The sequence below is a fragment of the Synechococcus sp. MIT2312 genome, assembly GCF_059772315.1.
This window is the reverse complement of record NZ_CM186281.1, coordinates 2335815-2362634: the sequence shown is the minus strand read 5'-3', so window position 1 is coordinate 2362634 and position 26820 is coordinate 2335815. Positions and strand designations below refer to the sequence as shown.

Here is a 26820-nt window from a genome sequence, read left to right as displayed (position 1 = left end):
TGCCTGAGGAAGCGCGCGGAATCTATCACGCGTTTTCTCCCGCTCAGGTTCTGCAAGCTTCCAGAAGCAGCAGCCGGCGCAACAAGAGTCCTCTTGCAACTGAAACGGTCTCAGGCCCGAAATTGAGCTCACCCAAAGCTGTTTTGGGCTGGCGCTCAACAGCTTCAAGCAGTGCCAGCTCGGATGCCGTGAGAGCGATCGGCTCCAGATCGGGACCCAGAAGGCTGGGGGAAGGCCAACCCCACAAACACGACTGTCGTCGACCAGTCGCCTGGAGCAAGGCTGAATCGTCCTCCCAGCGATTGGATTGCACGGGTCGTTTGGCCACAAAGAACTCGAAATGACTGATCTCGGGATCGAGGTCCTCAACCAGCAGCCACTGTTCACGCTCAGGAAGCATGGCTGCACGCTCCAGCAGTTCACCTGAGAGCAAACGGCTCAGATCCCAGACGGCGGGGTTCGAGAAGCCGGCGAACTGAAGTCCGGCGGCTTCGATCAAGCCGAACAGGCGCCTGAGGTCGTAACTGGTCTCCTGCGGATGGAGATACATATCAGCGAAATTCGAATCGGCAGCGGTATCGATCAGCCAACGCTGCTCATAGTTCTGACGCAGACGATTGCCCTCAGGCAGAACCTGAAAGAGTTCACGGCCCAGACGCAGACCTTCGGATCCGCTACCGGCACCCAATCGGCACAACGCGCTCTGGGTTCGGTGAATCTCCCAACGTCCCCCATCGGCGTAGAGAAACAAATGGATCAATCCTGTGTCCGCCAAGAGCGAACTCAGAGCCTTCAAGCCGGCCAACGGCTCGCGCAGGTGATGCAGAACGCCTACGGAATTGATGTAGTCGAAGGGTCCCTCACCCTTCAGATCGAGGAGACTGCGCTGCTCCTGACGCAACGCTTCCACCTGAGCCGCTGCACCGGATCGCTTCAGGCGTTCACGGGCGACTTCGAGAGCTCCCGCACTGATATCGACTGCCAGGATCTGCGCTCCTGGATTGAGGTGACAGAGGTAATCAGTGCTGACGCCTGTCCCACAACCCGCATCGAGAATCCGTAGAGAAGCCGCTGGATCAGCGTGCGGCGGCACTGCACCATGCACTGCTGCCAGAACGCTTTCATGGCACCAGCGCCAGTTGTAGCCGGGAGGCGGTCCGTCCTGAAGAGGATCCCCCGGATATGGGAACCGGTCATAGAAGTCGCTCACCACAGGGGTGGCGGCATCCGAGGGCTTGGGGTTCATCGGCGCGTCGGTTTCCGATCCCATTATTCGGTCTGAACCATTTCAGGGTGGGCATAGAAAACAGGTCTGAGGGAGCACCCCCTGCAAACATTTGTTCATGCCTGTTCGAGAGCTCTCAGCACGAGCCGTAACGTGGCCGAATCCGGCTTGCTCCCGTTCATGACCGTGACCGCCAGCAGCGGCAGCCCAAGGGTTTCCCCTCAGCTGTTCGACACCCTGCCGCTCTCCAGCGTTCGTCAGGCGGAACAACAGGACCGTTTCCCTGACGGGGGCGAACTCGACACGCTGATCACGTTCTTCCGCAGCGGCAATGACCGTCTGGAGGCCTCAAAGATCATCGCCAGCAACGCCGAATCGATTGTTGCCCGCGCGGCCAACAGGATTTTCGTCGGAGGAACTCCGCTCTCGTTCCTCGAAGCGCCACTCAGCACAGGTGAGGTGTCCCGGGCTCAGGCCCAGGCGGTCGATGCCGCCCCGCTGGCGGCTGACCAGGCCGCCTTCGAGCAATCCGTGCGCACCTTCACAGGTGACAGCGGCATCACCAAACGCGGCAATTTCTTCACCCGGCTTCTTGATGTCGGCGGTGGCGATGCGGATGTGCGCGTCGTTCTGCCGACTGGTTTCACCGCCATCAGCGTGGCCAAGTATGGCCCTGCATTCATGCGCAAATCAGTGCGCGACCTGGGCTGGTTTCTTCGCTACGTGGGCTACGCATTGGTGGCCGGAGACCCGAGCATCCTTGCGGTGAACACACGCGGACTGCGCGACATCCTGCTCAAGAACTGTTCTCTGACCGCCACCAATGTGGCCCTTCAGGAGATGCGAGGAGCCTGTGCAGAGCTGCTTCGCGAGCGCCCAGAGGCCCGCCGACTCACCATCGACTGCTTCAACGTGCTCCTGAAGGAACTCGCCATTGCGACGCCTTCCACGAAACAGAAGCTCGGCAGCCGTGTCAGCCAAGGGCTTCAGCTGCCAGCGATCTACGCCCTGGCATCCGAATCAGCACAGCGTTTCGAAATGCGCCCTGGCCTGTCCGGAGCGGAGAAAGCAGAAATCATTCGAGCCGCCTACAGACAGGTCTTTGAACGCGACATTGCCAAGGGCTATTCCCAGACTCCCTGTCGTTCAGAAGCCAGCCAGCTGGTGCAGGGCAAGATTTCGATGCGGGAATTCATCCGCGCCCTGGGCCGAAGCAAGGAATACCGGAATCAGTTCTACGGACCCTTCGTCAACAGCCGAGTGGTGGAACTGGCCTACCGCCATTTCCTTGGACGCGGCGTCAGCTCGCTCGAGGAATTCCGCAAAGCCTTTTCCATCGTCAGCGATCAGGGCCTGAACGGTCTGATTGATGTGATCGTGAACAGCAGCGAATATGCGCAGACTTTCGGTGAGGAGACTGTTCCTTACTTGCGCGATTTGGGTGAAGAGGCACAGGAGAGTGCCGGCTGGGGCTCAAACCGTCGTTTGTTCCGCTTCAGTGCACCCTTCGAGGGAGCACCCCAATACGTCACTCTTTATGCCTCTTACCGGCAGCCTCTCGCCGATCAGCATGTTTACGGCGGCGGCAATGATCCGGTCGGCAATCAGTACGGAGCGATCTTCCCTTCGGACACCGCTTCGGTGGCGACGCGGCCAGCACCCTTCAGCTACGACACCCGCCGCCTGCTGGTGAGCAATGGCATGGCGCAACCCGGACAAATGGACAGTCCCCAGTTCCGGGGAAGTCGCCCGCGCAAGGTGGGACCGCGAGTGGTTCGACTCCAGCAGATCTCCACAGGCGGCTCAGCGCTTCCACGTCGCGGCGGCCAACCGAGTGTCCGCAACACCGAATCCTCCACCCAGGCGGTCATCAAAGCCGTGTACATCCAGGTGCTTGGCAACTCGGGCTACGAAGGAGAACGCCTCAACTCCCAGGAAGCCCGTCTGGAAAACGGAGACATCAGCCTCCGCGACTTCATTCGTGGCGTGGCTCGCTCGGATGCCTTCCGCCGTCGCTACTGGGAAGGCCTCTACATCGCCAAGTCCATCGAAGTGATGCATCGCCGTCTCCTGGGCAGGCCCACCTTCGGTCGCTGGGAAATTGATGCACTCTTCGACACTGCAGCTCGCCGTGGGTTTTACGGTTTGGTCGACGCCTTGATCGACAGCAAGGACTACAGCGACTGCTTCGGTGAAGACACCGTGCCATACGAACGCTTTATTACCCCCAAGGACCTGACCACGCGACGTGCTCCCGGATTACGCAGGGCATTGGATCCCTCGATCGGGGCCAGAGTCAACGTGTCGATGGCTCCACGGCCCGAAGCGATCCGTCGCGAAGCACTCCGAACGACCGGTGACGTCACCAAGAGAAATATCGCTGACCAGAGTCAGCGCAGCCGCTTCGGTGGAAAGTGGACAGCCGACATCAGCGGCTTCACACCCCCGGAACAGCTGGCCGCTTTCATGCTTCGGCGCTCATCCGGTTCCGCCGCCACGCTGAACCAGCTGTCCCGTCCAACCCAGTCCAACCGTGGACAAGCTGGGCTTCAGGCGGCACTTCCTCTCGGCGATGCCAGTGGTTACAAGCGACGCGAAGGACTTCCCACCCAGGCATCCCTCGCCCGGGTGTCCAGTGAATCCGAGCTGCGCGAAATCCTTGATGCGACTTACCGACAACTGTTGAATCGCGTGCCACTGGAGACAGAGCGCCTGATCACAGCGGAGTCGCTGCTGAGAGATGGGCAGATTGATCTCGATGGCTTCGTCGAATCAGTTGCACTGAGCGAGCCCTTCCAGGATCGACTCTCGCGGATGGCACCACTTCGTGCTGCCACCGCAGCGAGCATCGCTCTTCTTGGCAGAGCCTCCACCCCATCGGAGACCAGCCGCTTCCTACAGGTGAGAGCTGCCTCTGGCCAACCGACTGCCGTGCGCAATCTGCTGGAACTCCGCGCCGAAATCGGCTCTGAGCCTTCGGATGTGCCTGGGCTCAGCACACTGAGCTCACGTGGCGGTGTGCCGCAGTCAACCATCACTCGAACGGCAAGCCTCTACGGCGGCAACGCTGGTCTGACCCCACGACCCGATGAAGCTCTCTGAACATTCCGTTCAAAAGAGAGTATTTCCGTCAAAGATCATTAATTAACACAAGGGCCGGAGTGATTAAGCCCTCATAGTTTGTGATGGCTGTTTATAAAAAAGAACTTAAAAAAACAGCTAGAAGTTCAAACAGAGCGGGGCACACTGGCAATGAAGATCTGTTACCGGGACACAGACTCTCCAGTTCGCTGCCTGAGAATTAAAGAGGAATATCTGTCCCTGGCCTTGCGAGGGGCATCTATCCCACAACGGAAGATCAACAGATACAACATCTGATGGCATTCCGGCTCGGATCTCCGCGATTCGAGGCACTGCGGCCCTTAAGCTGCTTCACGATCTCAATTGAGATCACCACACCACTCACCGGATATCGGCCTCCTACGGGTGGCTGCTTGCTTCGAGGTAGAACTGCATGAGCATCGTCTCCAACTCGATCATCAACGCGGACGCCGAAGCCCGCTATCTGAGTCCAGGAGAACTGGACCAGATCAAGGCGTTCGTCAGCGGAGGCCAACGTCGCCTGCGAGTCGCTCAGGTTCTCAGCGAGAGCCGTGAACGCATCGTCAAGACTGCAGGCGGACAGCTCTTTCAGAAGCGTCCTGATGTCATCTCTCCCGGAGGCAATGCCTACGGAGAAGCCATGACAGCAACATGTCTGCGGGACATGGATTACTACCTCCGTCTTGTGACCTACGGCGTGGTCGCTGGTGACGTGACCCCGATCGAGGAGATCGGAGTGATCGGAGCCCGTGAGCTTTACCGATCCCTCGGCACCCCCCTCGAGGCCATGGCAGAAGCCGTTCGTGAGATGAAAACCGTGGCAATGGGCATCCTTAGTGGTGCTGATGCCGAGGAAGCCGGCTTCTACTTCGACTACGTGGTGGGCGCTCTCGCCTGATCACCGGAACCAACGCCCCTTCACGTCACTCCTGAGTCCATGCAAGACGCGATCACCAACGTCATCAACAAGTCCGACGTCCAAGGTCTCTACCTGGATACGGCATCCATGAGCAACCTCGAGAGCTACTTCGCCAGCGGTGAGCTGCGCGTGAAGGCTGCCGCAACCATCAGTGCGAACGCTTCCGCCATCATCCGCGACGCTGTTGCCAAAGCGCTGCTCTACTCGGACATCACCCGTCCAGGCGGCAACATGTACACCACCCGCCGTTACGCAGCCTGCATCCGCGATCTGGATTACTACCTGCGTTACTCCACCTACGCCATGCTCGCTGGCGACACCTCCATTCTTGACGAGCGTGTCCTGAACGGCCTGAAAGAGACCTACAACTCCCTGGGAGTCCCCATCGGAGCGACGGTTCAGGCGATTCAGGCCATGAAGGAGGTCACCGCCTCCCTGGTCGGTCCTGACGCCGGCAAGGAAATGGGTGTGTACTTCGACTACATCTGTTCCGGTCTCGGCAACTGAGCCCCATGCGGTTGTTCAAAGTCACCGCCTGCATCCCCAGCCCTGAGAAGGTTCGGACGCAGCGCGAATTGCAGAACACCTTCTTCACCAAGTGGGTTCCCTACGACAGCTGGTTCGCTGAACAACAGCGCATCCAGAAGCAGGGTGGACGCATCATCAAGGTGGAGCTCTGCACCGGCGGGCAACAGGTCAACGTCGGCAACTGAAATCCAACGCAAAGGTGTGTTCAAACCCGGCCTCTGGTCGGGTTTTTTGTTGAGCTCCCTTGGCAAACCTCCCTAAGGACGGCTCAATACATGCAACACCTCAGAACGTTTTGAGCAGCCCCACCGTGATCTCCAGAAGGAGTCGATCCTCACGTCAGGGCACCCTGCGGGAACAGCGGAAGGCTGCTCCTGAATCCAAGCCTTTCTGGGAGCGTTATCTGCCGCTCGACTGGTCGCTCTGGCCTGCGGAAGCTCGGCTGTTGCTGACACTCACGGCCATTTGGAGCCTGGCAGGCCTGCTGGTGCTCGCGTCAGCCAGCTGGTGGGTCGCAGCACGTGAACAAGGGGAAGGGGCTTATTACGTCAAAAGGCAGCTGGTGTGGATGGCAGCCAGCTGGAGCCTGATGTCGTTCACCGCATCGATCAATTTGCGGCGCTGGTTGAAATGGGCGGGGCCAGCACTCTGGATTGGCTGCCTGTTGATCGCAGCGACACTGGTGATGGGAACCACCGTGAACGGCGCCAGCCGCTGGCTGGTGATCGGCCCGATTCAGATTCAGCCTTCCGAACTCGTGAAACCGTTTGTGGTGCTTCAAGCTGCAAACCTCTTTGCACACTGGAAACGGACCGGGCTGGATCAGAAGCTGCTTTGGCTGAGCAGTTTTGGGATTCTGGTGCTGCTCATTCTCAAGCAGCCCAACCTCAGCACCGCTGCATTAAGCGGCCTTCTGATCTGGCTGATGGCCTTCTCAGCAGGACTTCCGCTGTTTCAGCTGTTCGGAACGGCCATCGGAGGAGCACTGCTTGGCATCGCCAGCATCCTGATCAACGAGTACCAACGTCTACGCGTGATCTCCTTTCTGAATCCCTGGAAGGATCCGCAGGGTGATGGATATCAACTCATTCAAAGCTTGCTGGCCATTGGCTCGGGCGGGGTTTTTGGCCAGGGATTTGGTCTCTCCACCCAGAAACTTCAATATCTGCCGATTCAGAGCACCGACTTCATCTTCGCGGTCTACGCCGAAGAATTCGGACTGGTGGGCTCCTTGCTGCTGCTTCTCTTTCTGATGTTGATCGGCTATCTGGGACTGCGTGTTGCCCTGCGATGCCGCAGCAATCAGGCCAGGCTCGTTGCCATCGGTTGCGCGGCACTCCTGGTGGGCCAGTCGGTGATGAACGTGGCCGTGGCTTCCGGAGCAATGCCGACCACCGGACTGCCACTGCCGCTGGTGAGCTATGGAGGCAACTCACTGCTTTCGAGTTTGATGATCGTTGGACTTCTGATCCGCTGCTCTCTGGAATCCACAGGATTGATCGGTGGGCGCGGCCAAGCTCAACGACTGGCATCGGATCAACGCCTTTCACGCTCTGATCGATAGGCTGAATTCCGAGTTTTTCTCAACCGGCTTCACCATCGCCTTCCTCGACCTGGCACTGTCCGATCTGGCCCGAAGCGGTGAAGACCTGCTGAACCATGCACTCCAGCAGCCTGGTGCGCTCAGTCTTGGTGCCGTGCTGGTCGTGGGAGCCCTGACCAGCCTTGGACCGTGCTCACTGTCGCTGCTGCCGGTGACGCTGGCCTACCTGGCCGGATTTGAAAGCGATCAACCTGGATGGCAGCGAAGTCTTTCCTTCTGCGGAGGCATCGTGGGGGCCCTGGTGATGCTGGGAAGCCTGAGCGGACTGCTGGGTGGGATTTACGGCCAGGTGCCAGGCCTGATTCCCACCCTGGTGGCGTTGCTGGCCGTGGTGATGGGGCTCAACCTGCTGGGGGTTGTGCGACTGCCCCTGCCGGCAGGCCCCGATCCCAATGCCTGGAGCCGCAAGGTACCAGCACCGCTGGCACCGATTGCCGCTGGCCTGGCCTTCGGCCTTGCGGCTTCTCCCTGCACCACTCCTGTCTTGGCGGTTCTGCTGGGCTGGATTGCCAGCAGTGGTAACGCAATCACAGGACTGGTTTATCTCAGCAGCTTCGGAATCGGCCAGGTGCTGCCGTTGCTGCTTGCTGGAAGCATGGCGGCATCCCTTCCCAAGCTCATGGCGATGCGCTCGATCAGTCGCTGGATCCCCAGCATCAGTGGTGTCGTGCTGCTCACGATCGGCACGCTCACCCTGCTGACGAGGCTGGTCTAAGCATGCGTTTGTTCAAACGACTGCTGGCACTGCTCTCCAGTCTGCGCCTGGCCATTCTGCTGCTGCTGCTGATTGCGCTGGCCAGTGCCGTGGGCACGATCATCCCCCAGCAGGAAGCCCCTGAGCTCTACCTGGAACGCTTCAATGCCGACCCATGGCTGGGAGTGATCAGCGGAAACCTGATGCTGCAAGTGCAGCTGAATCACGTTTACTCAAGCGTCTGGTTTCTCTCGCTGTTGGCACTGCTTGGGCTGGCACTCACCTTGTGCAGCTGGAGGCGTCAATGGCCGTCACTGAAAGCGGCTCTGCGCTGGAGGGATTATTCCCGCCCACGCCAACTGAGCAAACTGGCCGTGGCAGAGACGGTCTCCTGCAGCGACGGCAGCGCCGCACTGAATGATCTGGCCTTGGAGCTCAGAGGACAAGGTTGGAACGTCAAACAGCAAAACGGTCGACTGGCTGCCAGACGAGGAGTCATCGGTCGCGTGGGTCCTTTGCTGGTTCATACAGGTCTGGTGCTGCTGCTGATTGGAGCAGCCTGGGGTGCGCTGGCAGGACAACGACTGGAGCGCTTTCTCGCCCCTGGACGCTCACTGGATCTGCTGAGTCCAGCCGGCGAGAACAGACTCAGCCTCACCCTGCAGGATTTCGCCATTGAGAGGGATCCCGCCGGCCGACCGGAACAATTCAGCTCGACCTTGCTGCTCAGCCCTCAGGGGAATCCCCAAGAGGAACGCACAATCAGTGTGAATCATCCGTTGCGATACCAGGGCATCACCGTGTATCAGGCGGACTGGTCACTGGCGACGATCACCGTGCAGCTTGGCCGCAGCCCCTTGCTGCAACTGCCACTGAGCAACTTTCCAGAGCTTGGCGACCAGATCTGGGGACTCGTGCTCCCAACACGTCCTGATGGCAGTGAACCGGTGTTCCTCAGCACCGGCAGTGAACAGGGACCGGTGCAGGTGTTTGATTCAGACGGAGATTTGATCACCAATCTCAGGCCCGGCGGAGACGGTGCTGAGGTGCGAGGACTGCCACTGAGAGTGGTCGAGATCATGCCGGCCAGCGGCCTGCTGCTCAAGCGTGATCCAGGCGTGCCGCTGGTTTATGCAGGCTTTGCGATCACGCTGCTGGGAGGTGGGCTGAGCATGGTGGCCACACGTCAGCTCTGGGCTGTTGCTGAGACACAGCAAGCCAAGCTTCACATTGGCGGCCTTTGCAATCGAAACCTTGCGGGCTTTGCCACAGAGCTTCCTCAGCTGATCAACAGGGTTGGCGCTCTCCATGGCTGACGCGCACCACAGTGTGCACGTTTCCGCGGGGATAGAAATCAGCCTCCAACTGCATCCAAACCGGATCGCAAGCCTCCACCAAGTCATCGAGGATGCGATTGGCAACCTCTTCGTGGGAGATGGTGCGATTCCTGTAGCTGTTCACGTAGAGCTTGATGGCCTTCAGCTCAACAACCCGAGGTCCAGGTTGATACAGAAGTCGCAGCACAGCGAAATCGGGGTAGCCGGAAAAGGGACAGAGACAGGTGAATTCCGGCAGCTCGATCGAGACCTCATAGGCGCGACCCTGGCGAGGATTCTCAAAACAGATCAGCTCTGCATCGGCGATGGCCCGCTCCCCATAAAGGGGAGTGCGGGTGGTCTCCGCGGGGGATGCTGTCATGGTCGAACGGCGACACAACGGTTTGTGAAGACCTTAAAACCGAACATGACTGCCGCAAGGGCAGAACAAGACTTGGGAATTGATGATTTCGAGCCTTGGCTCACTCAAAATTGTTCACTATGAACAATATTTGTGCGGTAGTAATGCATTAGAGGACAAATCGTTGGGCTCGGGCCTGCTCTCACAGGCCTCCTCAGCCGGAAGTAGCCACCTGCGTGGCGAAGCAACGCTCCTTCCCAAGAAGCGGTCCCGATCAACGATCGGAGCACTCACCGCCCTCTTCGAGGCCACGCCAATGACCACAACACAACGCACCTATCGCGGCATCCCCTACGACCCGGCGCAGCATGAGCGCCTCAGCCCGGCAACGGTTGATCACACTTATCGCGGCCAGCACTACGACGCGCCTCTCTGCCACACAGCAGCAGTTGGGTCGACCGTAGAACTCCACTATCGCGGCAGCGTTTATCGGCACCGACGCGAACAGGCCAGAAAGCCGGTCAACTCCTGATTCGGTATCAACGCGTACATCTGCAAAAGCATCGACGAGCCGTAATGGGTTTGTCGACTGAGGCTTCTACATGGATCTCCGCTTGCTCGCTGAAGGCCCTTCCTTCCGGTTGGTCCCAGCCAGCGTTCATGGAATCCTCTGGCTTCAGACCCATTTCGAATCCGAGCACTGGGAACTCCTCGCCGAAGGTCATGTGATTGTGAATCGGGCGGACGCAGAAACACTGATGTTCGACGCTTCCGAAGCCGGCCTGAGCCTGAATCCACTGCCTTCCTTGACCCCTTCTCAACACGCCTGAGCTCTTAGCTTTTCCAAAGCCGGATAACAGCAATGAAAAAAGTCGAAGCGATCATCCGCCCTTTCAAGCTTGAAGACGTCAAGCTGGCACTGGTGAATGCTGGAATCGTCGGGATGACCGTGAGCGAGGTCCGTGGATTCGGCCGCCAGAAAGGTCAGGTTGAGCGTTACCGCGGATCGGAATTCACAGTGGAATTCCTGCAGAAGCTCAAGATCGAGGTGGTCATCGACGATGAACGTGTTGACACCGTGGTCAATGCCATCGCAGAAGCCGCGAAGACCGGTGAAATCGGAGACGGCAAGATCTTCATCTCACCGGTTGACACCGTGGTTCGGATTCGTACAGGCGATCGCGACGGCTCAGCGCTCTGATTCAGGTCCTCCTGCTGTCACTCACTCAAGGTTGCTGAGACAACCTTCTCGATCAGTGGAGTGTCGACTTCATGGTCGATGCGAGAGGTCAACCACAGCAGATATTCATGGTTACCGGCTGGTCCGGTCAGGGGAGACGCCACCAGCCCCGACGTTTTCCAGCCAAGCGGTTGTGCTGCTTCGATCACGTCAGTGATGGCATCAATGTGAGCCGCTGGGTCACGCACGACACCGCCTTTGCCCACCCTCTGGCGTCCAACCTCAAACTGAGGTTTGACCAACACGATGGCTTCGCAGTCGTTGGCATCAAGGCCTTCGGTGATCATCAGACCACGCAACGCTGGAAGCACCAATGAAAGCGAGATGAACGACACATCGGCCACGGCCAGTGTCGGGCGTTGTTCGTCGTCCCCATACAGCTCCTCAGCTGTCAGACGCCTCAAGTTGGTGCGTTCACGCAACACCACCCGCTCATCGGTACGCAGGCTCCAGGCGGTCTGCCCGTAACCGACATCAATGCCATAGACACGGCTTGCGCCGTGCTGCAGCAAGCAATCAGTAAAACCACCGGTTGAAATTCCACCATCGAGACAGATGCGGCCGTTCACCTCAACGGGAAAGGCCTTCAAAGCACCCAACAGCTTGTCTCCACCCCTGGAAACGAATCGCGGCGGTTGCTCCACCTGAACCAACGACTCTTCCGCCACTTCCTGGCCAGGCTTCTCAAGACGCTGTCCATGGACATCACGAACCTTGCCGGCGCGAATCAATCGCTGGGCCTGCTGGCGTGATGAAGCCAGGCCCAAAGTGAGCAGATGCAGATCCAGTCGGCGTTTACGAGCCATTTCTTCATAAAAGCAGAGGCGAAATCCGAACAAACCTGCGTGGTTCTCCAGGGAACCCAGACAACTCCTTGAGGATCGTTCCGAGCCGCAACACGGTCATGTCCGCCAAGCAGCACCCTCGGCACCGCCCCAGCCCTCTCAACGTGGTGGAACTCCTGCATCCCGGAAGCTTCGTCACCATCGAAAATCACCCCAGCGATCTACCCCCCTTTCAGGTGATCGAATGTCGAGGTGGACTCTGCACGGTTCGACAACAAGCGTGGGGACAGCATGTGCAATGGGAAGTGGAACATCGTCGTCTGCGTTCTGCCTGAGAACCTGGAGACGAACCTGCGTCACCGTATGGTCGAGGATTGACCGTTTGTCTGCGATCCCTTGATCGAGCGCTACACCTTGCCCGAAATGGGCGCGATCTGGACCGATCAGGCCAAGTACCAGAGCTGGCTTGATGTTGAAGTGGCTGCCTGTGAGGCCAACTGCAGCCTGGGACGCGTTCCCGACGAGGCCATGGAGGACATCCGCAGCAAGTCGGCTTTTGAACCAGCCCGGATCCTCGAAATCGAAGCGGAAGTGCGTCACGACGTGATCGCCTTTCTCACCAACGTCAACGAGCACGTCGGAGACGCAGGTCGCTACATCCATGTGGGGATGACCAGCAGCGATGTTCTCGACACCGGTCTGGCCTTGCAGCTCAAGGCTTCTGTCGTTCTGCTGAGGAAGGAACTCAGCGCCCTCGACGAGGCCATCACCAAACTGGCGTCTGAACACAAGTCCACCGTGATGATCGGTCGTTCCCATGCCATTCATGGTGAGCCGATCACGTTTGGCTTCAAATTGGCCGGCTGGCTGGCCGAGACCCGCCGCAATGCCGAGCGACTCGAACGGCTGGAGCGGGATGTGGCAGTGGGTCAGGTGAGCGGGGCCATGGGCACGTATGCCAACACTGACCCGGAGGTGGAACGCCTCACCTGCGCTCGGCTGGGCCTCACTCCCGATACCGCCAGCACCCAGGTGATCTCTCGCGATCGGCATGCGGATTATGTCCAGACCCTGGCACTGATCGGCGCCTCACTGGATCGCTTCTCCACTGAAATCCGCAACCTCCAGCGGACGGACGTGCTCGAGGTGGAAGAGAGCTTTGCCAAGGGTCAGAAAGGCAGCTCGGCCATGCCCCACAAACGCAACCCCATTCGCAGTGAACGCATCAGCGGTCTGGCCAGAGTGCTGCGCAGCTACGTCGTCGCGGCATTGGAGAATGTGGCGCTCTGGCATGAGCGAGATATCAGCCACAGCTCAACCGAGCGGATGATGCTTCCGGACTGCTCGGTGACACTGCATTTCATGCTGCGGGAGATGACTGCTGTGGTGGCAGGTCTGGGGGTGTACCCGGGAAACATGCACCGCAACATGAATGTGTACGGCGGCGTGGTGTTCAGCCAGCGGGTGCTGCTCGGGCTGGTGGATGCAGGTATGAGCAGGGAAGATGCCTATCGAGTGGTGCAGCGCAATGCTCACAGCGCCTGGAACAACGACGGGGGGAATTTCCGCAGCAATCTTGAAGCTGACCCCGAAGTCACAGCCAAGTTGGGCCCCCAGCAACTGGACGATTGCTTCAGCACCGATCTACACCAGGCCAATCTGGGAGTGATCTGGGAACGCCTGGGGCTTTGAGACCGGGTCTGAACCATGTTCTGGACCCCCTATGCAGACTGGATTTACGTGGTCGTCAGCGTCAGCGGCATGCTGCTGATCATTGTCCTCGTGCTCAGACCCGGAGCGGGTCCACGTTCTTAACGCATTCACCGGCCCTGCGATGTCAGAAGCGACCAGGATCGAACACGACAGCATGGGGGCCGTGGAAGTCCCAGCGGAGGCTCTCTGGGGAGCGCAAACACAACGCTCTCTGAGGAACTTCGACATTGCGGACGACCTCCTGCCTGCGGAGCTGATTCATGCTCTCGCCCGCATCAAACAGGCAGCAGCGAGCGTGAATGCCCGCCTCGGGGTGATCAGTGAGAGCGACTCTGCCGCCATCACGACGGCGGCTTCAGCGGTTGCGGACGGCCAGCATGATGATCAGTTCCCTTTGCGCGTCTGGCAAACCGGCAGCGGCACCCAGACAAACATGAACGTCAATGAGGTGATCAGCAACCTGGCGGCTCGGGCTGCCGGTGAGCCGCTTGGCAGCCACCGGCCTGTCCACCCCAATGACCATGTCAACCGTTCCCAATCCACAAACGACGCATTCCCTGCGGCAATTCACGTGGCAGCCGTGGCAGGTGTCGAACATCGACTGCTTCCTGAACTCGATCGATTGATTGATGTTTTTGCGGACAAAGCCGAGCTGTGGAAAGACCTCGTGAAGATCGGCCGCACCCACCTGCAAGATGCGGTTCCGCTCACCCTGGGACAGGAGGCCTCAGCGTGGCGAGACCAGATCGCAGCCGCCCGCGCTCGCATTGCATCCAGTCTTGAGGAGGTCTATCCACTTCCACTCGGCGGCACCGCGGTGGGAACGGGCCTGAATGCTCCGGATGGTTTCGCCGAACAGGCTGCTCAGGAGCTGGCGCAACTCACGGGGCTCGCTTTCAGCTCAGCCCCCAACAAATTTGCTGTGATGGCAAGCCACGACGGGCTTGTCCATGCGATGGCACAGCTGCGCCTGCTTGCGGGGAGCTTGCTGAAGATTGCCAATGACATCCGCCTTCTGGCCTGTGGTCCACGCGCAGGACTCGCAGAGCTGCACCTGCCTGAGAACGAACCAGGAAGTTCAATCATGCCTGGAAAAGTGAACCCAACCCAGTGCGAAGCGATGGCCATGGTTTGCACGCAGGTGATCGGCCTGGATGCTGCAGTGGCGATGGCAGGCGCCGGCGGCCACCTTCAGATGAATGTCTACAAGCCGCTGATCGGCTTCAATCTGCTCCGCTCCATCACCCTGCTCACAGATGCCTGCCGCTGCTTCCGGGTGGCCATGGTCGAGGGAATCGAACCGAACAGAGCCAGGATTCAGCGTGATGTTGAGCAGTCCCTGATGCTGGTGACACCTCTGGCTCCGATGATTGGGTACGACAAGGCCAGTGCGATTGCGAAATACGCCCATGAGCAGGGCATGAGCCTGCGCGATGCTGCTCTTGATCTTGGCTATGTCAGCGCTGAGGACTTCGACCGCATCGTCGATCCGGCAGACATGGCACGTCTGCAGGGCTGAAGAAACTGCCCTCAGGCGGCCCGTTCCGTAGCGGGATTGAGACCCTCTGACTCCGCTGCAGCGGCCTTCTGCAGATCATCAGCTTCGGCAACGGGGAAACGGTTGATCGCCTTGAGAGCCTGACGGGCATGGCTGCGCAGCTGCTCACTGATCGCTTCGCAGTAGGGAACCTGTGCCAACAGATCCACCGTGCGGCGCATGATCCGCACCACATCCCCTTCATCCAGAGAGGTGTTGGCAATCAGGTCATTCCAGGCCGTGCCACTGGCCCAGGCCTCCACGAGTCCCATCAGCTCGGGCTCCCACCAGGCCGGAACAACGACCTGATGACGTTCCTGTGCGCGCAGCAACTCACGTCGCAGACCGGAGAGGTCGTGCAGTGCCTCCTCGGCACGGGGTGGCGCTGGGAATCCGCTCCAGAGATCCGGACGGTTCACCTCAGTGCTGATCGCTTCAAACACGGCGGCCAGCTCTGAAGGCGGCAGATCATCAAGGTGACCGCTCATCAGGGCCAGACCCAGCCAGAGTTCGTTGTCGCCACGGAGAGCCGCCACCGTGCGACCGATCTCCGTGGGTTCGAGCTCATCAAGAGCTGCGAAGTGCTGAAGGATCTCCATCAGCGCGAGAAAGGTCTCCCAGTGACGGTTGGCGCGATGGTGAAGCAGTTGCTGCCGCTCGGCGATCTCCAGCTCCAAGTCCTCCATGCGCCGGCGGTGCTTCTTGAGCTGCTTGCGATCTCCCCAGCGATGAGCGGGGTGGGCTTCGAGATCAGCTTCAAGGGTCTGCACCGTCTGTGCCTGGGAGAGCACTTCTCCTGCCAGGTCGTACTGAGGGGTCGTCATGTCATGGCGCTGAGCCATGTGGCCCACCGCCAGCGCCAGACCACCGCTGCTCTGATCGCCATGGCGGAGCTCGCCGGAACGACCGAGTTCAGGAGGCCGAACTCCATCCACTTGCAGACAGCTCAGCTCCGCATGCAGGCTCACCACCGCCTGACAGGGCAACATCAACCAGACGTTGTCGATGGTGAGGCAGAGCAGCAGCGGGAACTGTCCCGGTCCCTCGCACTTCTCCACGATCACCGCCGGTGTGACCCCACCACGCAGTTGCGGGGCCTTCAGGCTGACCAGCGTTCCGACGCTCGCAAACTGCAGAGCCAGCGTGAGCTCATGGGCCAGGGTTTCCTCGGCCTGTTGCTGAAGGATGCGCATCAGTCGCCGCTCTTCGCGCAGGCGCCCACGCCGTTTTTCGTAGTCCTCGAAGTCTTCCCACGGCACATCACCTGCCGACCCCTGCAACTGCCCGAGCTGCAGACGCAACTGCTCAAGAATCTCCTCCTCCTCCACCAGGTCAAGGCTGGCCAGATAGCGGCCGAAGCTGCGTTCCACCAGCTCGCGCGCCTTGGCCAGATCATGGCGCTGCAGCAGGTTGAGAACCATCCCATAGCTGGGGGTGAACTGGCTCACCAGCGGATCTGGAGGACTCGTTGCCAGCTGACCGGCTTCGCGAACTCCTTCGAAACGGCTCTGCACCGTGACCACATACCCCTGGGAGTCAAGTCCACGCCGTCCTGCTCGACCAGCCATCTGCAGAAACTCACTGGCCATCAATGGGCGATGGCCACGCTCTGTGCGTTTGGACAGTGACGCAATCACTGTGGTACGCGCGGGCATGTTGATGCCCGCCGCCAGTGTTTCTGTGGCAAACACCACCTTCACCAGACCCTGCTGGAACAACTCCTCAATCAGCTCCTTCCATGCCGGGAGGACTCCTGCATGGTGAGCAGCAATGCCGCGCAGCAGGGCATCAGCGTGAATGCCGTCGCGAACAGCCTCGGGATTGGCTGATGTGTAGGCCTGGAGACGCTCACGGATTCGGGCCTGCTCCGCCTCGGTCACCAGGCACTGCACTCCCAGGTCGCGAACGGCCTTATCGCAACCACGACGACTGAAGATGAAGTAGATGGCTGGCAACATGTCGCGCTCGGCCATCTGGGCCACCACAAAGCTGATCGGTGGCGGTTCGGGCTGCGGAGGCCTGGGGGAACGGCCCTTGCGCTTGTGTCCCTTGGGAGCTCGCCAGACCTTGCAGTTGGGATGAAGGCCTGTGCCCTGCTCATTGAGCAACGGGTGCAGCCCCTTGGCACTGCAGAAACCGAACTGCAACGGCACAGGCCGGAAGTCACTCAGCACAAGCGTGGTGGGACCGTGCACCTTTTCGATCCAATCAGTGAGCTGCCCGGCATTGGCCACCGTGGCCGAAAGCGCCACAAGCTGGACAGGCGGCGGTGAGTGGATGATTGATTCCTCCCAAACGGTGCCGCGCTGAGAGTCATTCATGTAGTGGCACTCATCCAGCACCACGGCCTCCACGTCGGCCAGGGGATCGTCGTGCTCGTCCGCCTCGGCGTAGAGCATGTTCCGGAAGATCTCCGTGGTCATCACCACGATTGAGGCATCCCTGTTGACGCTCAGATCACCGGTCATCAAACCCACGTTCTCCGCACCGAATTGCTCTCGGAAATCGCGCAGCTTCTGGTTGGAAAGAGCTTTCAGCGGTGTGGTGTAAAAAACCTTCTGGCCATGGGCCATGGCGCGATGGATGGCGTACTCACCGATCAGGGTTTTTCCAGATCCTGTGGGGGCACTGACCACAACGGAATGGCCTTGGTTCAGAGCGTCGATCGCCTCCAGCTGAAAGTCGTCCAGCGGAAAAGAAAACAACTGCGACGGATCTGGCGCCCCCCCCTGTGCGGGCTCTGAAGCCTGGGTGTCTCGATCCGCCATGGATCAATCCTAGGGACGCCGCCAAAAGGGCAGTGCATCCCCAACACGATCGGCGTGGACCGAGACTGAATGCATGAGCACTCCTCCGGCCCGTCGCCGTCAGCTGCGCACCTGGTCGCCTGCCAGAAAGCAGGAGCTTGTGCAGGCCGTCACCGCTGGTTCGGCATCTGGCCCGGAGCTGCTTGACCTGGCGAGCAACGATTATCTGAGCCTCTGCCGGCATCCTTCCCTGATCGCCGCGGCCGAGGCGCAACTGCGATGCAGCGGCGTGGGAGCAGGCGGGTCACGGCTGGTGAGCGGCAGCCGCCCTGTGCATGACCAATTGGAGTCAGAGCTGGCCCAATGGCTCGGACGCGAGAAAGTCTTGCTGTTTCCGAGCGGGTTTCAGGCCAATCTTGCGGCTGTCAAAGCCCTGGCGAACCGGCACACCACCGTTGTGGCGGATCGGCTGATTCATCACTCACTGCTGGTGGGCGTGCAAGCCAGCGGTGCCCGACTCCGCCGGTTTGTCCACAACGATCTTGAGTCGCTGGAGCGTCTGTTGCTGCACTGTCGCAGCGAGCATCCCGACACGCGACTGCTGGTGATCACTGAAAGCCTTTTCAGCATGGAAGGCACCAGTCCACGTGTGCCGCACCTGGCGACACTCTGCGAGCGCCATGGAGCGAGCTTGCTCCTGGATGAGGCGCATGCCCTCGGTGTGCTTGGCGAAGGAGGCCGTGGCCTGGGCTTTGGAGAACGGAGAGTGACGATGCTCAGCGGCACTCTCGGCAAGGCTTTCGGCAGCGGCGGAGCCTTCCTGGCCTGTGATGGCGAACTTGGAGAGCAGTTGCTGCAGGAGAGCGGAGCCTTCCGATACACAACCGCACTGGCACCACCCCTGGCTGCAGCAGCTCTTGCCGCTCTGGAGCTGATGCGGAACAACCCCGACTGGGGCCACAAACTGGTGCAGCGCAGCAACACCTGGCGTGACCGCCTGGTCGCAGCAGGCTGGGCGCGACCGACAGGTGGCGGGCCGATCTTGCCACTGCTCGTTGGAGAGGATCAGCAATGCCTGAATTTGCAACGCCATCTCGAACTCTCGGGCCTTTTCACCGCTGCAATCCGCCCACCCACCGTGCCGGAGGGCCGTGCCCGACTGCGTCTGGTTCTGCATCGCCTCCTTCCCGATGAGACATTGGAGTCACTGCTGAGGGCCCTCTCAGATGGCCGCGTTTCCTGATGAAACAGGTCATCGCCATGCATGGCTGGAGCGGCGACAGCACAGCCTGGGCTCCATGGGAGCGTCATTTCAGCCATCGAGGCTGGCTCTGGCAAAGCGGCGAACGCGGCTACGGCAACAGGCGATCTTGCAATCCAAGCTGGGCAGAGCCAGCCAGCGGCGACACCAACCCATGCATGGCCAGGCAGCGCAGGGTCGTGATCGCCCACTCCCTTGGCTCTCATCTGCTAGAACCCTCCGTGCTGAACCAGGCCACGGATGTGGTGCTGCTCGCCAGCTTCGGCCGATTCGTCCCCCAGGGACCGGAGGGGAGGGCGTTGCGCGCTGGTCTGCGGGGAATGCAGAACGCGATCGGCAGTCCCGGTGAAGCCACGATGCTGAGAGCCTTCCTGAAACGCGCAGCGCAACCCGCTGATCTGGGCGGTCTGCCACCGGGACCGGATCAGCACGGTCTCTCCCAGCGTGGTCGGGACTGCCTGAAAGCTGATCTTGATCGCCTGATCGACACCTCGGGCCTGCCGGCAGGCCTGCCAAAAACCGCCCGCGTGCTGGTGGTGGATGGGACGGATGATGCGATCGTTGCGCCGGCAGCAAGCCGTGAACACCTCTTGGCCCTCACGAGCCATCTCCAGGATGCGCCCGAGCAATGGCAGCTCCAGGATGTCGGTCACGCACTGCTGGTTCCGGATCTGCTCGTGCGGGTCCAGCAGTGGCTGGATCACCACAGTCGAGCAAGCTGATGGACACCATCGGCAACTGGGGCGACAAAGTCCTCAGCCGTTTCAATCAGTCGGCGCAGAACTACAACGCCTCAGCCACGCTGCAGCTTGCGGTGGCCGGTCAGCTGGCGAACCATTGCAGACAACAGGTCATCCCGGGAGGACTGTGGGTCGACCTCGGCAGCGGCACCGGACACCTGGCTGAGGCGCTGGAGGCGCAGCATCCCGGGCAGCGCGTGCTGCGTGTGGACGGCAGCGAAGCCATGCTTCGCCAACAACCACTCACCTCCAAAACCCAGCAATGGGACCTGAGAGGACCATTGCCACGATGGCCGGAGGCTCCCAGTCTTCTGGCATCGAGCTTCTGTTTGCACTGGCTACCGACGCCCGGGGAGGTGATCCGGCATTGGCTGCATCAGCTGGCTCCGGGGGGATGGTTGGCGGTGGCATTGCCGGTCGAAGGTTGCTTCCCTCAGTGGCATCAAGCCGCGGAAACCACCGGCATCCCCTGTACAGCACTTGCCTTCCCAGAGATGGAAGCCTTGCTGCGATGGGTCAGGACGGATCAGATCAGGATGCAGGAAGAACTGCACTGCAATGCTGTTGCTCCAACCCTTCCCAAGCTGCTGAAACCGTTGCGCAGGGTTGGAGCGGACTGCAGCACGCAACCTTCGCTCCAGGTTCGAGACTGGCGCACACTGCAGCAGGCCTGGCCCGATCATGATGGTGACGAACAGCTCAGACTCACCTGGGTGATCCAGTTGCTGCTGATCCAACGATGAGACCGAGCTCAGCTGCACTGCGCCTTGTGGTCTGCGGCACCGACACGGATGTGGGCAAAACAGTGGTCAGTGCCCTGCTGGTGCAGGGGCTCAATGCGGTGTATTGGAAACCGGTGCAGAGCGGCCTGGAGGACGGCGGTGATCGTGAACGGGTGGTGGAGCTGATCGACCTTCCCTCCGACCGCTGGATCGCCGAGACCTATGCCTTCCAGGCAGCTGTGTCACCCCATTGGGCAGCGGAACTGGAAAACAGCCGCCTTGATCCGACGCAGCTGACGCTTCCAGCAACAGGGACCAGGCCACTGGTGGTGGAGACGGCCGGCGGACTTCATGTCCCACTCACTCGCTCCTGGCAGCAGATCGATCAGCTGCAGAAGTGGATGCTGCCCGTTGTTCTGGTGGCCCGCAGCGGGCTGGGCACACTGAATCACACCCTGCTCAGTCTTGAAGCGCTGCGCAGCCGCAAGATCCCTGTGCTCGGCTTGATTCTGAATGGGCCTGCCCATGCCGATAATCCGCGAACCCTCAGCGAGATCGGCGATGTTCCTGTGCTGGCGGAACTCCCCCCCCTGCATCCTCTCAACGCGGAAACTCTGCGCCATGCATGGCGCAACCAGGACCTCGGCCCTAAGTTCGAGGCGTTTGCGAACCATCCGGATAACCGATGACAAGCCGTCAGACCTGGGCCACCGTGGCCGTTGTGCTCCTCTGCGGCGGCATCCTCGTGCTGTTCACCGATGTTGAAGTGCAGCTTGTGCGCTGGTTCAACTGCGGGCCGATCGCAACCCTCGGAGAACAAGACAGCAACGTCTGCAAGTAGGGAGCTCTGGCAGTGATCTCAACCCATCGGTCGAGATCGCAGAGGGCATCTGCCCATCAAGAGAGCGACGTGGCGCACGGCCATGGACAGAGTCCATCCCTGACGAAGCTGTTCATGAATCTGTTCAATCTGGGAGGGTGACCAGCCACGCATTTCAAGCCGCGCCTTGATCGAGGGCCATCCACCTTCAAAGAAGATGCTTCGGCAACCCTCGCTGCCAGGTCCACAGCGAGGGCGTTGCAAAGCCGGCTCGACAAATCGATTGGACGATGACCGCCCTCGATGGTTGTCTGTCTGATTCATGGCCATGGCTGGCCTCACAGTCCTGCGCCCATGATGACCACAGGCCTGCAAGCGTGCCCAGTGTCACGGAACCATCACCCCAACCTCTGGCCACCCTTCACGTCGATCACCACCACCCCGGCTCTCGAGCAGGTGGTGCGCGGTGAAGGGGCCCTGCTCTATCGCGCTGAAGGACCACCTCTGATCGATGCGATCAGCAGCTGGTGGGTCACACTTCACGGCCATGCCAACCCGGTGGTTGCCGCCGCAATCGCTGAGCAGGCCGCCACTCTTGAGCAGGTGATCTTCGCGGAATTCACCCATCCGCAGGCGGAACGACTGGCATCACGACTGGCCCAGCGCACTGGACTCGATCGTGTCTTTTTCTCGGACAACGGCTCCACCGCAGTGGAAGTCGCTCTCAAAACAGCCGTGCAGTGGTGGCACAACCGCGGCGAACCACGCCAGCAACTGATCGCCTTTGAAGGGGCTTATCACGGAGACACCTTCGGAGCGATGGCGGTCGGAGCACGCAGCCTGTTCAGTGAACCGTTCGATCCAATGCTGTTTCCGGTGCGACGGGTCCCCTGGCCCCAGACCCACTGGAATGACCAGACGGTCGAGGCCCGTGAACAGCAGGCTCTTGATGACCTTGCGCTAGCTCTGCAAACGCCTACCGCGGCGGTGATTCTCGAACCGCTCATCCAGGGTGCTGGCGGCATGCGCATGGTTCGACCTCAGTTTCTCCAGGCCGTTGAACAACAGGTGAGGCGCGCCGGCAGCCTGCTGATCGCCGATGAGGTTCTCGCCGGTTTTGGTCGTTGCGGCCGCCTGCTGGCGTCCCAGCGAGCGGGAATCCAGCCGGATCTTGTGGCACTGTCCAAAGGACTGACCGCCGGATTCCTGCCGATGGGCATCACGATGGCCAGCGAGGCGATCTTTCAGGAATTCCTCGGCAGCGATCCGACCAAAACCCTGTGGCATGGTCACAGCTTCACGGCCAACCCACTCGGCTGTGCAGCGGCCAATGCCAGTTTGGATTTGCTCGAAGCGGACCCCACCTGTCATGAGCAGTTCGAACGACGCCATCGGGTGAGGCTGGAACGGTTGGCCTGCCATCCCAGGGTGCAACGCGTCAGGCTCTGCGGCACCATCGCCGCCTTTGATCTCGTGACCGATGGTGAGAAGGGCTATCTCAATCCTGCGGGCAAGGTGCTCCGCGGCCTGGTGAGAGATCAGGGTGTGCTGATCCGTCCCCTCGGGGATGTGGTTTATCTGCTGCCGCCTCTCTGCATCAGCGACGACCAGCTGGATCAGTGCTACGACGCTCTGCACAGTGGACTGAATGCTCTGCCTGGCCTGTGAGCCCTTGTCGCAAAACTGATGGTCACGGACCAAGACGGAGTGCAGCTTCCACATCCTCTCGTGTCAGGCCATAGGGGTAGGAACAAGAGCGGGATGGCCGCTCCGAAGTCCAGATCACTCCGAGATCCTGCTGATCGAGCCGCAGCAGAGCACTCCAATCAGGCTGCTCCCAGACCCAGTCGCAGGGATCCTGATCACTGCGGGTGGCGCCCAGCGCCTGCAACCACTGCTCAAGTGCCCGCAGGGAATGCTGGTTGAGCGGCGTGTCCGCTGAAGGAAGTGATGCCATCGGAATCACCGGGCTGCGCATCCATGAGCTGAGTCTGCTCCTCCACCAGCCAACTCGGCTGCACCTGAAGTTCAAGTCCTCGGCTCCAGGCCACACCCACGCCAAGCAGCAGGCAGAGCAGCAAAGACCCCAGCAACAAGAGCAGTGAAAGCCATTCACCCCCGGAGAGCGGACGACGCTGACCGATCGCATGGGGAACCGGCAGGGAAGGAATCACGGTCTGCTGTGTCGCGTCCCTCTCCCGCAGAGCAGCGTCATAGACGCGACGGCGACGTGGATCGGCGAGCTGCTCATACGCTTCTCGCAGCAGCCGAAACTGGCGAGCCGCATCCTGTGCCGGCAAACGGGTGGTGTCTGGATGCACCGCCTTGCTCAAGCGTCGGAAGGCCTGACGCAGAGAATCAGCATCAGCACTGCGAGAAACGCCCAGTCGCTCGTAGTAGGTGATGTCCTGAGCCTGAGGGGCCATTGCGTTCAGCAGCACCTGGGCTTCGCCGCCATTCTAGAAAGGTGTGACGGTTAGGCCGCCATGCCGGACACATCGCCGTTCGCCCATCCGGGACCCGAGCTCTGGACATTGCTCGGATGGAGCCCTGATGCCGGGCAGCTGAAACAGTTGATTGAGCTTCAGCAGCTGCTTGAGGACTGGAACAGCCGCGTCAATCTCACCCGGCTGGTGGAGGGGGAAGATTTCTGGATTGCTCAGGTTCTTGACAGCCTCTGGCCTCTGTTACCCGAGCTGATGAGCCCAGGCACTCCGCGTCGCTGCATCGATGTGGGCACGGGCGGAGGCTTCCCCGGGCTGGCTGTGGCCATTGCTCTTCCAGCCGCTGAGCTGACTCTGGTGGATTCAGTGGGACGCAAGACCGCTGCCGTTGCTGCAATGGCGAAGTCGCTGGGCCTTGGCGATCGGGTGCTGATCCGCACGGAACGGGTGGAACGCACTGGTCAGGATCCGAGCTGTCGAGGCACGTTTGATCTTGCGATGGCCCGCGCCGTGGGCGCAGCTCCAGTGGTGGCGGAATACCTCGTGCCTTTGCTGCGCAGCAGCGGAGAGGGCTTGCTCTATCGCGGGCGCTGGCACGACACGGATGACAGAGAGCTCCAAACAGCACTGAAGCTGCTGAAAGCTCGCTCTCTGAGGCTGCAACGCCTGGACCTGCCCTCCGGTCGAGGAGCTCGCACGCTGATCAGGATTGGGCCTGAAGCAACAACACCCAGGGCCTACCCACGCGCCACAGGCATGCCCAGCAAAATGCCCCTCGGGGTTCAAGTCGACGACAGTCGCTCCTGAGGAGAGCCACCCGCCCGCTCACGCAGGTTGCGCAGGATGCTGGGAATACGTTCCCTCCAGGGACTGTCATCCAACACCGATAGCAGCAGCTCCTCACTCACGCTGGTGTCGAGCGCATCGGCATTGGCTCCCGGAAACCAGTGACCGGCACGACCCAGCAGGCCGTAACGCGCCTTGACGAAGCCCTCCAGATCCCATGCCTCAAGCAGGTTATGCAGCCAAAGCAGCATCGGCAGGTTGATCTGCCCGGGCGTGTCCTGCCATTCGGGCAATCCCTCTTTCCAACTTGTCAGCCATGAGGCACCGAGGGCATCACATTCCGCCAGGCGAAGACGGGATTCGATCGGGGCCACCAACTCCACAGCCTGATCCAGCAGGGTGACCGCCTCGAGATGCAAATCGAGGTCTTCAGGACGAGCAGCACCGACACTCAACGTATGCACCCGCGGATCACGGAGGCAGAACAGATCATTGAAAACAATCGGATGCAGGGGTTGGGTGAGCTCCAGCAGGCGTGGACCGGGGGTGTGCAGATGCCCTCCTTTATCGGTGGGGCTGATGATGAACACGCCCATGTCCTGAGAACTGGCTGCTGCGATGGCCGGCTCGTTGTCCTGTCGGATGAAGTACCAGTGCAGATTCACATAATCGAAAACGCCCGTTTCGATGGCATCGACAATTAAGGCGGTGTCTCCATGCGTGGAAAAGCCCACATGACCGATCCTGCCCTCGGATTGCCAGCGACGCACGACATCAAGGCAGCCGCCGGGTCGGATCGTCTGATCGAGATGGGAATGGAGATTGATGCCATGAATCGACAGCAGATCCACACGATCCACATTGAGGCGGGTGAAAGACAGCTCGAGATCTGCTTCAAAAAGCGCCACATCTGACTGGGGAGGAACCTTGGTCTGCAGCACTCGCGAGGGATCGGGACAGTCCGGCAGGGCCCAGCCCAGCTGTCGCTCTGAACTGCCGTAGTGGCGGGCGGTTTCCACATGATGGAAGCCCGTCCGTACCGCTCGTTCCAGCGTGCTTTGCAACAACCGCTGGGCTTGAGCCGTGATCGCGTCAGCCTCTAGATCACTCCAGCTCTGCTGAAAGCGCATGCCACCCAGTGACAGCACTGGCATTGAAATCTCGGTGCGCCCGAAGCGACGGGTTGGCAGACCGGAACTCCCCATCAGCCGTGATGAGTGTTGCGCGGGAGCTGACGGCGTGGTCGAGCCGGCGATGGGACACCCATCGGCAGCAGTTCCTGGGCATCCAGCTGGCGTTTGAGCCCTGCCAAATCATTAAATGCGACCCAGTGGATGCAGTCCACAGGACAGGTCTCGATCGCTTCCTGGATGCAGTCAGAGGAATCGCCATCCTGACGAATTGCCCTGGAGCGTCCGAGATCTGGCTCAATCACGAAGGTGTTCGTGGCCACATGGGCGCAGTAACGGCAACCAATACAGGCTGCTTCATCCACCCACACCGCCTTGGGCTGAAGTCTGCCGCCCAGCACAGGCTCCAATCCTGTCCGCTCGACTTGATCAAAAGTCGTTGCGACGTAGGCAGCAGCCGCTGGATTATTCACAGAGTCAACCTTCTGGGACAAGGAACTGCCTTAGGCGTCCCAACGGGTCACCACCAGCTCGATAGATCCATCCTGGCAATCACGTTGCTCTGTGACATCAAATCCTTCATGACGAGTGGCTTCCAGCACTGACCTCAGTGCATAGCGCTGCGTCAGACGAGACAGGAAACGCTCAACAGGCACAGGCTGGCGCCAGAGGTCCAGATCAGTGACGAACTCGTAAGCGCGATTCGCTTCATTCCAGCGGAACCCGAAGTCGGCACCACCATCAACGGCGACTGCGAGCTCAGCTTCGACGGTCTGCCCTTTGTAACCACGCACGGTCTGTTGACTGTCACCGGGCGTGTAGCCCAGATCCTCGAGAGCTCCTCGCAGCGGAGCCAGCTGACGGAGTTCGGTTTTAACGGTACTGAAATGGGACATCAGGAAGGCTCGATGGTCTGGGACTGAGTGACGGGCTGTGTTGAAGTGAAAGCCTCGGAAGTGGGCTGGCGTCGTTCAACAGTGCCCAGCGCTGTTTCAAGACGATCTGTGAGTTGCAGGCAGGCGTCGCCGGTGACGCCTTCAACCCGCTCTTCAACACGACCGTCGGGGCGAATGCGAAATCGCACTGTGCGCTGAGGCATGCTCCATCACAGAACTGAATTCATGTTAAGGGGAAGTGATAGGAGCCG

General features: G+C 60.4%; 32 protein-coding genes. 21 read left to right on the top strand and 11 right to left on the bottom strand.

Going from position 1 to position 26820, the window contains the following annotated elements; translation table 11 throughout:
- Window positions 1–43: 43 nt before the first annotated feature.
- A complete protein-coding gene (locus tag AC6EI9_RS12885) occupies window positions 44–1246 on the bottom strand; it encodes a class I SAM-dependent methyltransferase (RefSeq protein WP_498468112.1) in 1203 nt (400 codons plus the stop codon).
- Between the two features lie 159 nt (window positions 1247–1405).
- On the opposite strand from AC6EI9_RS12885, the gene AC6EI9_RS12880 reads away from it, so the two are divergent.
- From AC6EI9_RS12880 to AC6EI9_RS12850, 7 genes are all read left to right on the top strand, one after another.
- Complete coding sequence (locus AC6EI9_RS12880; protein ID WP_498468111.1) at window positions 1406–4327, top strand: phycobilisome rod-core linker polypeptide; 2922 nt, start codon at window positions 1406–1408, stop codon at window positions 4325–4327.
- Window positions 4328–4739: 412 nt separating this feature from the next.
- Entirely contained in the window at window positions 4740–5225 is a 486-nt protein-coding gene (gene apcA / locus AC6EI9_RS12875) for an allophycocyanin subunit alpha (RefSeq protein ID WP_067095786.1), read from the top strand.
- A 39-nt stretch (window positions 5226–5264) separates the two neighbouring features.
- The gene (gene apcB, locus AC6EI9_RS12870; protein ID WP_066910982.1) at window positions 5265–5753 is read left to right on the top strand and encodes an allophycocyanin subunit beta; all 489 of its coding nucleotides are present in this window, start codon (window positions 5265–5267) and stop codon (window positions 5751–5753) included.
- 5 nt (window positions 5754–5758) lie between these two features.
- The gene (locus AC6EI9_RS12865; protein ID WP_006851140.1) at window positions 5759–5959 is read left to right on the top strand and encodes a phycobilisome linker polypeptide; all 201 of its coding nucleotides are present in this window, start codon (window positions 5759–5761) and stop codon (window positions 5957–5959) included.
- A 110-nt stretch (window positions 5960–6069) separates the two neighbouring features.
- Window positions 6070–7338 carry an FtsW/RodA/SpoVE family cell cycle protein gene (locus tag AC6EI9_RS12860; protein WP_498468110.1) on the top strand — a complete coding sequence of 423 codons (1269 nt, stop codon included), beginning with the start codon at window positions 6070–6072 and terminating at the stop codon, window positions 7336–7338.
- A gap of 85 nt (window positions 7339–7423) precedes the next feature.
- Complete coding sequence (locus AC6EI9_RS12855; protein WP_498470075.1) at window positions 7424–8092, top strand: cytochrome c biogenesis CcdA family protein; 669 nt, start codon at window positions 7424–7426, stop codon at window positions 8090–8092.
- Window positions 8093–8094: 2 nt separating this feature from the next.
- Window positions 8095–9387 (top strand): cytochrome c biogenesis ResB family protein, encoded by a 1293-nt coding sequence (locus AC6EI9_RS12850; protein WP_498468109.1) that lies wholly within the window; start codon window positions 8095–8097, stop codon window positions 9385–9387.
- Here the strand turns inward: AC6EI9_RS12850 and queF are convergent.
- Window positions 9359–9769, bottom strand: a complete 411-nt coding sequence (gene queF, locus AC6EI9_RS12845) for a preQ(1) synthase (protein ID WP_498468108.1) — start codon at window positions 9767–9769, stop codon at window positions 9359–9361. The two genes, AC6EI9_RS12850 and queF, sit on opposite strands and share 29 nt — an antisense overlap.
- 163 nt (window positions 9770–9932) lie before the next feature.
- Between queF and AC6EI9_RS12840 the strand changes: the two genes are divergently transcribed.
- The 3 genes from AC6EI9_RS12840 to AC6EI9_RS12830 all read left to right on the top strand — a co-directional run bounded on the left by AC6EI9_RS12840 (window position 9933) and on the right by AC6EI9_RS12830 (window position 10949).
- The gene (locus tag AC6EI9_RS12840) at window positions 9933–10280 is read left to right on the top strand and encodes a DUF4278 domain-containing protein (RefSeq protein WP_498468107.1); all 348 of its coding nucleotides are present in this window, start codon (window positions 9933–9935) and stop codon (window positions 10278–10280) included.
- 70 nt (window positions 10281–10350) lie between these two features.
- Complete coding sequence (locus AC6EI9_RS12835; protein WP_498468106.1) at window positions 10351–10578, top strand: hypothetical protein; 228 nt, start codon at window positions 10351–10353, stop codon at window positions 10576–10578.
- 32 nt (window positions 10579–10610) lie between these two features.
- Window positions 10611–10949, top strand: coding sequence for a P-II family nitrogen regulator (locus AC6EI9_RS12830; protein WP_498468105.1), 339 nt, complete (start codon window positions 10611–10613; stop codon window positions 10947–10949).
- Between the two features lie 17 nt (window positions 10950–10966).
- Here AC6EI9_RS12830 and AC6EI9_RS12825 read toward each other — a convergent pair whose 3' ends face one another.
- Window positions 10967–11794 (bottom strand): TlyA family RNA methyltransferase, encoded by an 828-nt coding sequence (locus AC6EI9_RS12825; RefSeq protein ID WP_498468104.1) that lies wholly within the window; start codon window positions 11792–11794, stop codon window positions 10967–10969.
- 98 nt (window positions 11795–11892) lie between these two features.
- On the opposite strand from AC6EI9_RS12825, the gene AC6EI9_RS12820 reads away from it, so the two are divergent.
- From AC6EI9_RS12820 to fumC, 4 genes are all read left to right on the top strand, one after another.
- Window positions 11893–12108, top strand: a complete 216-nt coding sequence (locus tag AC6EI9_RS12820) for a hypothetical protein (RefSeq protein ID WP_498468103.1) — start codon at window positions 11893–11895, stop codon at window positions 12106–12108.
- A 61-nt stretch (window positions 12109–12169) separates the two neighbouring features.
- The gene (gene purB, locus AC6EI9_RS12815; protein ID WP_498468102.1) at window positions 12170–13465 is read left to right on the top strand and encodes an adenylosuccinate lyase; all 1296 of its coding nucleotides are present in this window, start codon (window positions 12170–12172) and stop codon (window positions 13463–13465) included.
- Between the two features lie 15 nt (window positions 13466–13480).
- Window positions 13481–13588: an adenylosuccinate lyase gene (locus AC6EI9_RS12810; protein ID WP_115125595.1), complete on the top strand. Its 108-nt coding sequence runs from the start codon at window positions 13481–13483 to the stop codon at window positions 13586–13588.
- Window positions 13589–13607: 19 nt separating this feature from the next.
- Window positions 13608–15005, top strand: coding sequence for a class II fumarate hydratase (gene fumC / locus AC6EI9_RS12805; protein WP_498468100.1), 1398 nt, complete (start codon window positions 13608–13610; stop codon window positions 15003–15005).
- 11 nt (window positions 15006–15016) lie between these two features.
- On the opposite strand, the gene AC6EI9_RS12800 is transcribed toward fumC, so the two are convergent.
- Window positions 15017–17791 (bottom strand): DEAD/DEAH box helicase, encoded by a 2775-nt coding sequence (locus tag AC6EI9_RS12800; RefSeq protein ID WP_498468099.1) that lies wholly within the window; start codon window positions 17789–17791, stop codon window positions 15017–15019.
- A gap of 73 nt (window positions 17792–17864) precedes the next feature.
- Between AC6EI9_RS12800 and AC6EI9_RS12795 the strand changes: the two genes are divergently transcribed.
- The 5 genes from AC6EI9_RS12795 to AC6EI9_RS12775 are packed head-to-tail and all read left to right on the top strand — an operon-like array spanning window position 17865 to window position 21334.
- Complete coding sequence (locus tag AC6EI9_RS12795; RefSeq protein ID WP_498468098.1) at window positions 17865–19013, top strand: aminotransferase class I/II-fold pyridoxal phosphate-dependent enzyme; 1149 nt, start codon at window positions 17865–17867, stop codon at window positions 19011–19013.
- Window positions 19013–19753 carry an alpha/beta hydrolase gene (locus AC6EI9_RS12790; RefSeq protein ID WP_498468097.1) on the top strand — a complete coding sequence of 247 codons (741 nt, stop codon included), beginning with the start codon at window positions 19013–19015 and terminating at the stop codon, window positions 19751–19753. Before AC6EI9_RS12795 ends, AC6EI9_RS12790 begins: the two co-directional genes overlap by 1 nt.
- Window positions 19723–20514, top strand: coding sequence for a methyltransferase (locus AC6EI9_RS12785; RefSeq protein ID WP_498468096.1), 792 nt, complete (start codon window positions 19723–19725; stop codon window positions 20512–20514). The genes AC6EI9_RS12790 and AC6EI9_RS12785 overlap by 31 nt, the downstream gene beginning before the upstream one ends.
- Entirely contained in the window at window positions 20511–21182 is a 672-nt protein-coding gene (gene bioD / locus AC6EI9_RS12780; protein ID WP_498468095.1) for a dethiobiotin synthase, read from the top strand. Before AC6EI9_RS12785 ends, bioD begins: the two co-directional genes overlap by 4 nt.
- Window positions 21179–21334 carry a hypothetical protein gene (locus AC6EI9_RS12775; protein ID WP_498468094.1) on the top strand — a complete coding sequence of 52 codons (156 nt, stop codon included), beginning with the start codon at window positions 21179–21181 and terminating at the stop codon, window positions 21332–21334. The genes bioD and AC6EI9_RS12775 overlap by 4 nt, the downstream gene beginning before the upstream one ends.
- A gap of 18 nt (window positions 21335–21352) precedes the next feature.
- On the opposite strand, the gene AC6EI9_RS12770 is transcribed toward AC6EI9_RS12775, so the two are convergent.
- Window positions 21353–21643: a hypothetical protein gene (locus AC6EI9_RS12770; RefSeq protein WP_498468093.1), complete on the bottom strand. Its 291-nt coding sequence runs from the start codon at window positions 21641–21643 to the stop codon at window positions 21353–21355.
- 54 nt (window positions 21644–21697) lie between these two features.
- Here AC6EI9_RS12770 and bioA point away from each other — a divergent pair, with 54 nt between their 5' ends.
- Window positions 21698–22981 (top strand): adenosylmethionine--8-amino-7-oxononanoate transaminase, encoded by a 1284-nt coding sequence (bioA, locus tag AC6EI9_RS12765; protein WP_498468092.1) that lies wholly within the window; start codon window positions 21698–21700, stop codon window positions 22979–22981.
- Between the two features lie 22 nt (window positions 22982–23003).
- Here bioA and AC6EI9_RS12760 read toward each other — a convergent pair whose 3' ends face one another.
- Window positions 23004–23270 (bottom strand): DUF3143 domain-containing protein, encoded by a 267-nt coding sequence (locus AC6EI9_RS12760; RefSeq protein WP_498468091.1) that lies wholly within the window; start codon window positions 23268–23270, stop codon window positions 23004–23006.
- On the bottom strand, window positions 23212–23739 hold the full coding sequence (locus AC6EI9_RS12755; RefSeq protein ID WP_498468089.1) for a J domain-containing protein: 528 nt from the start codon (window positions 23737–23739) through the stop codon (window positions 23212–23214). The genes AC6EI9_RS12760 and AC6EI9_RS12755 overlap by 59 nt, the downstream gene beginning before the upstream one ends.
- A 60-nt stretch (window positions 23740–23799) precedes the next feature.
- Between AC6EI9_RS12755 and rsmG the strand changes: the two genes are divergently transcribed.
- Window positions 23800–24564, top strand: a complete 765-nt coding sequence (gene rsmG, locus AC6EI9_RS12750; RefSeq protein ID WP_498468087.1) for a 16S rRNA (guanine(527)-N(7))-methyltransferase RsmG — start codon at window positions 23800–23802, stop codon at window positions 24562–24564.
- Here rsmG and AC6EI9_RS12745 read toward each other — a convergent pair.
- Genes AC6EI9_RS12745 through AC6EI9_RS12730 form a run of 4 tightly spaced genes read right to left on the bottom strand, consistent with a single transcriptional unit; the run spans window position 24540 to window position 26772 of the window.
- On the bottom strand, window positions 24540–25748 hold the full coding sequence (locus AC6EI9_RS12745) for an aldo/keto reductase (RefSeq protein WP_498468086.1): 1209 nt from the start codon (window positions 25746–25748) through the stop codon (window positions 24540–24542). The two genes, rsmG and AC6EI9_RS12745, sit on opposite strands and share 25 nt — an antisense overlap.
- Window positions 25748–26167, bottom strand: a complete 420-nt coding sequence (locus tag AC6EI9_RS12740) for a ferredoxin (protein ID WP_498468084.1) — start codon at window positions 26165–26167, stop codon at window positions 25748–25750. The genes AC6EI9_RS12745 and AC6EI9_RS12740 overlap by 1 nt, the downstream gene beginning before the upstream one ends.
- 9 nt (window positions 26168–26176) lie before the next feature.
- Window positions 26177–26569, bottom strand: a complete 393-nt coding sequence (locus tag AC6EI9_RS12735; protein ID WP_498468083.1) for a DUF1257 domain-containing protein — start codon at window positions 26567–26569, stop codon at window positions 26177–26179.
- A complete protein-coding gene (locus AC6EI9_RS12730; RefSeq protein WP_498468082.1) occupies window positions 26569–26772 on the bottom strand; it encodes a DUF2997 domain-containing protein in 204 nt (67 codons plus the stop codon). The genes AC6EI9_RS12735 and AC6EI9_RS12730 overlap by 1 nt, the downstream gene beginning before the upstream one ends.
- Window positions 26773–26820: the final 48 nt, after the last annotated feature.

Excerpts from the sequence above, each read along its gene's own strand:
- AC6EI9_RS12730 (WP_498468082.1), bottom strand. The coding sequence starts at position 26,772 with ATGCCTCAGCGCACAGTGCGATTTCGCATTCGCCCCGACGGTCGTGTT.
- AC6EI9_RS12880 (WP_498468111.1), top strand. The coding sequence starts at position 1,406 with ATGACCGTGACCGCCAGCAGCGGCAGCCCAAGGGTTTCCCCTCAGCTG.
- rsmG (WP_498468087.1), top strand. The coding sequence starts at position 23,800 with ATGCCGGACACATCGCCGTTCGCCCATCCGGGACCCGAGCTCTGGACA.
- AC6EI9_RS12820 (WP_498468103.1), top strand. The coding sequence starts at position 11,893 with ATGTCCGCCAAGCAGCACCCTCGGCACCGCCCCAGCCCTCTCAACGTG.
- AC6EI9_RS12735 (WP_498468083.1), bottom strand. The coding sequence starts at position 26,569 with ATGTCCCATTTCAGTACCGTTAAAACCGAACTCCGTCAGCTGGCTCCG.
- AC6EI9_RS12850 (WP_498468109.1), top strand. The coding sequence starts at position 8,095 with ATGCGTTTGTTCAAACGACTGCTGGCACTGCTCTCCAGTCTGCGCCTG.
- queF (WP_498468108.1), bottom strand. The coding sequence starts at position 9,769 with ATGACAGCATCCCCCGCGGAGACCACCCGCACTCCCCTTTATGGGGAG.
- apcB (WP_066910982.1), top strand. The coding sequence starts at position 5,265 with ATGCAAGACGCGATCACCAACGTCATCAACAAGTCCGACGTCCAAGGT.
- apcA (WP_067095786.1), top strand. The coding sequence starts at position 4,740 with ATGAGCATCGTCTCCAACTCGATCATCAACGCGGACGCCGAAGCCCGC.
- AC6EI9_RS12770 (WP_498468093.1), bottom strand. The coding sequence starts at position 21,643 with ATGGCCATGAATCAGACAGACAACCATCGAGGGCGGTCATCGTCCAAT.
- fumC (WP_498468100.1), top strand. The coding sequence starts at position 13,608 with ATGTCAGAAGCGACCAGGATCGAACACGACAGCATGGGGGCCGTGGAA.
- AC6EI9_RS12745 (WP_498468086.1), bottom strand. The coding sequence starts at position 25,748 with ATGGGGAGTTCCGGTCTGCCAACCCGTCGCTTCGGGCGCACCGAGATT.
- AC6EI9_RS12830 (WP_498468105.1), top strand. The coding sequence starts at position 10,611 with ATGAAAAAAGTCGAAGCGATCATCCGCCCTTTCAAGCTTGAAGACGTC.
- AC6EI9_RS12790 (WP_498468097.1), top strand. The coding sequence starts at position 19,013 with ATGAAACAGGTCATCGCCATGCATGGCTGGAGCGGCGACAGCACAGCC.
- AC6EI9_RS12800 (WP_498468099.1), bottom strand. The coding sequence starts at position 17,791 with ATGGCGGATCGAGACACCCAGGCTTCAGAGCCCGCACAGGGGGGGGCG.
- AC6EI9_RS12825 (WP_498468104.1), bottom strand. The coding sequence starts at position 11,794 with ATGGCTCGTAAACGCCGACTGGATCTGCATCTGCTCACTTTGGGCCTG.
- AC6EI9_RS12760 (WP_498468091.1), bottom strand. The coding sequence starts at position 23,270 with ATGGCATCACTTCCTTCAGCGGACACGCCGCTCAACCAGCATTCCCTG.
- AC6EI9_RS12835 (WP_498468106.1), top strand. The coding sequence starts at position 10,351 with ATGGATCTCCGCTTGCTCGCTGAAGGCCCTTCCTTCCGGTTGGTCCCA.
- AC6EI9_RS12795 (WP_498468098.1), top strand. The coding sequence starts at position 17,865 with ATGAGCACTCCTCCGGCCCGTCGCCGTCAGCTGCGCACCTGGTCGCCT.
- AC6EI9_RS12865 (WP_006851140.1), top strand. The coding sequence starts at position 5,759 with ATGCGGTTGTTCAAAGTCACCGCCTGCATCCCCAGCCCTGAGAAGGTT.
- AC6EI9_RS12885 (WP_498468112.1), bottom strand. The coding sequence starts at position 1,246 with ATGAACCCCAAGCCCTCGGATGCCGCCACCCCTGTGGTGAGCGACTTC.
- AC6EI9_RS12810 (WP_115125595.1), top strand. The coding sequence starts at position 13,481 with ATGTTCTGGACCCCCTATGCAGACTGGATTTACGTGGTCGTCAGCGTC.
- bioD (WP_498468095.1), top strand. The coding sequence starts at position 20,511 with ATGAGACCGAGCTCAGCTGCACTGCGCCTTGTGGTCTGCGGCACCGAC.
- AC6EI9_RS12775 (WP_498468094.1), top strand. The coding sequence starts at position 21,179 with ATGACAAGCCGTCAGACCTGGGCCACCGTGGCCGTTGTGCTCCTCTGC.
- AC6EI9_RS12755 (WP_498468089.1), bottom strand. The coding sequence starts at position 23,739 with ATGGCCCCTCAGGCTCAGGACATCACCTACTACGAGCGACTGGGCGTT.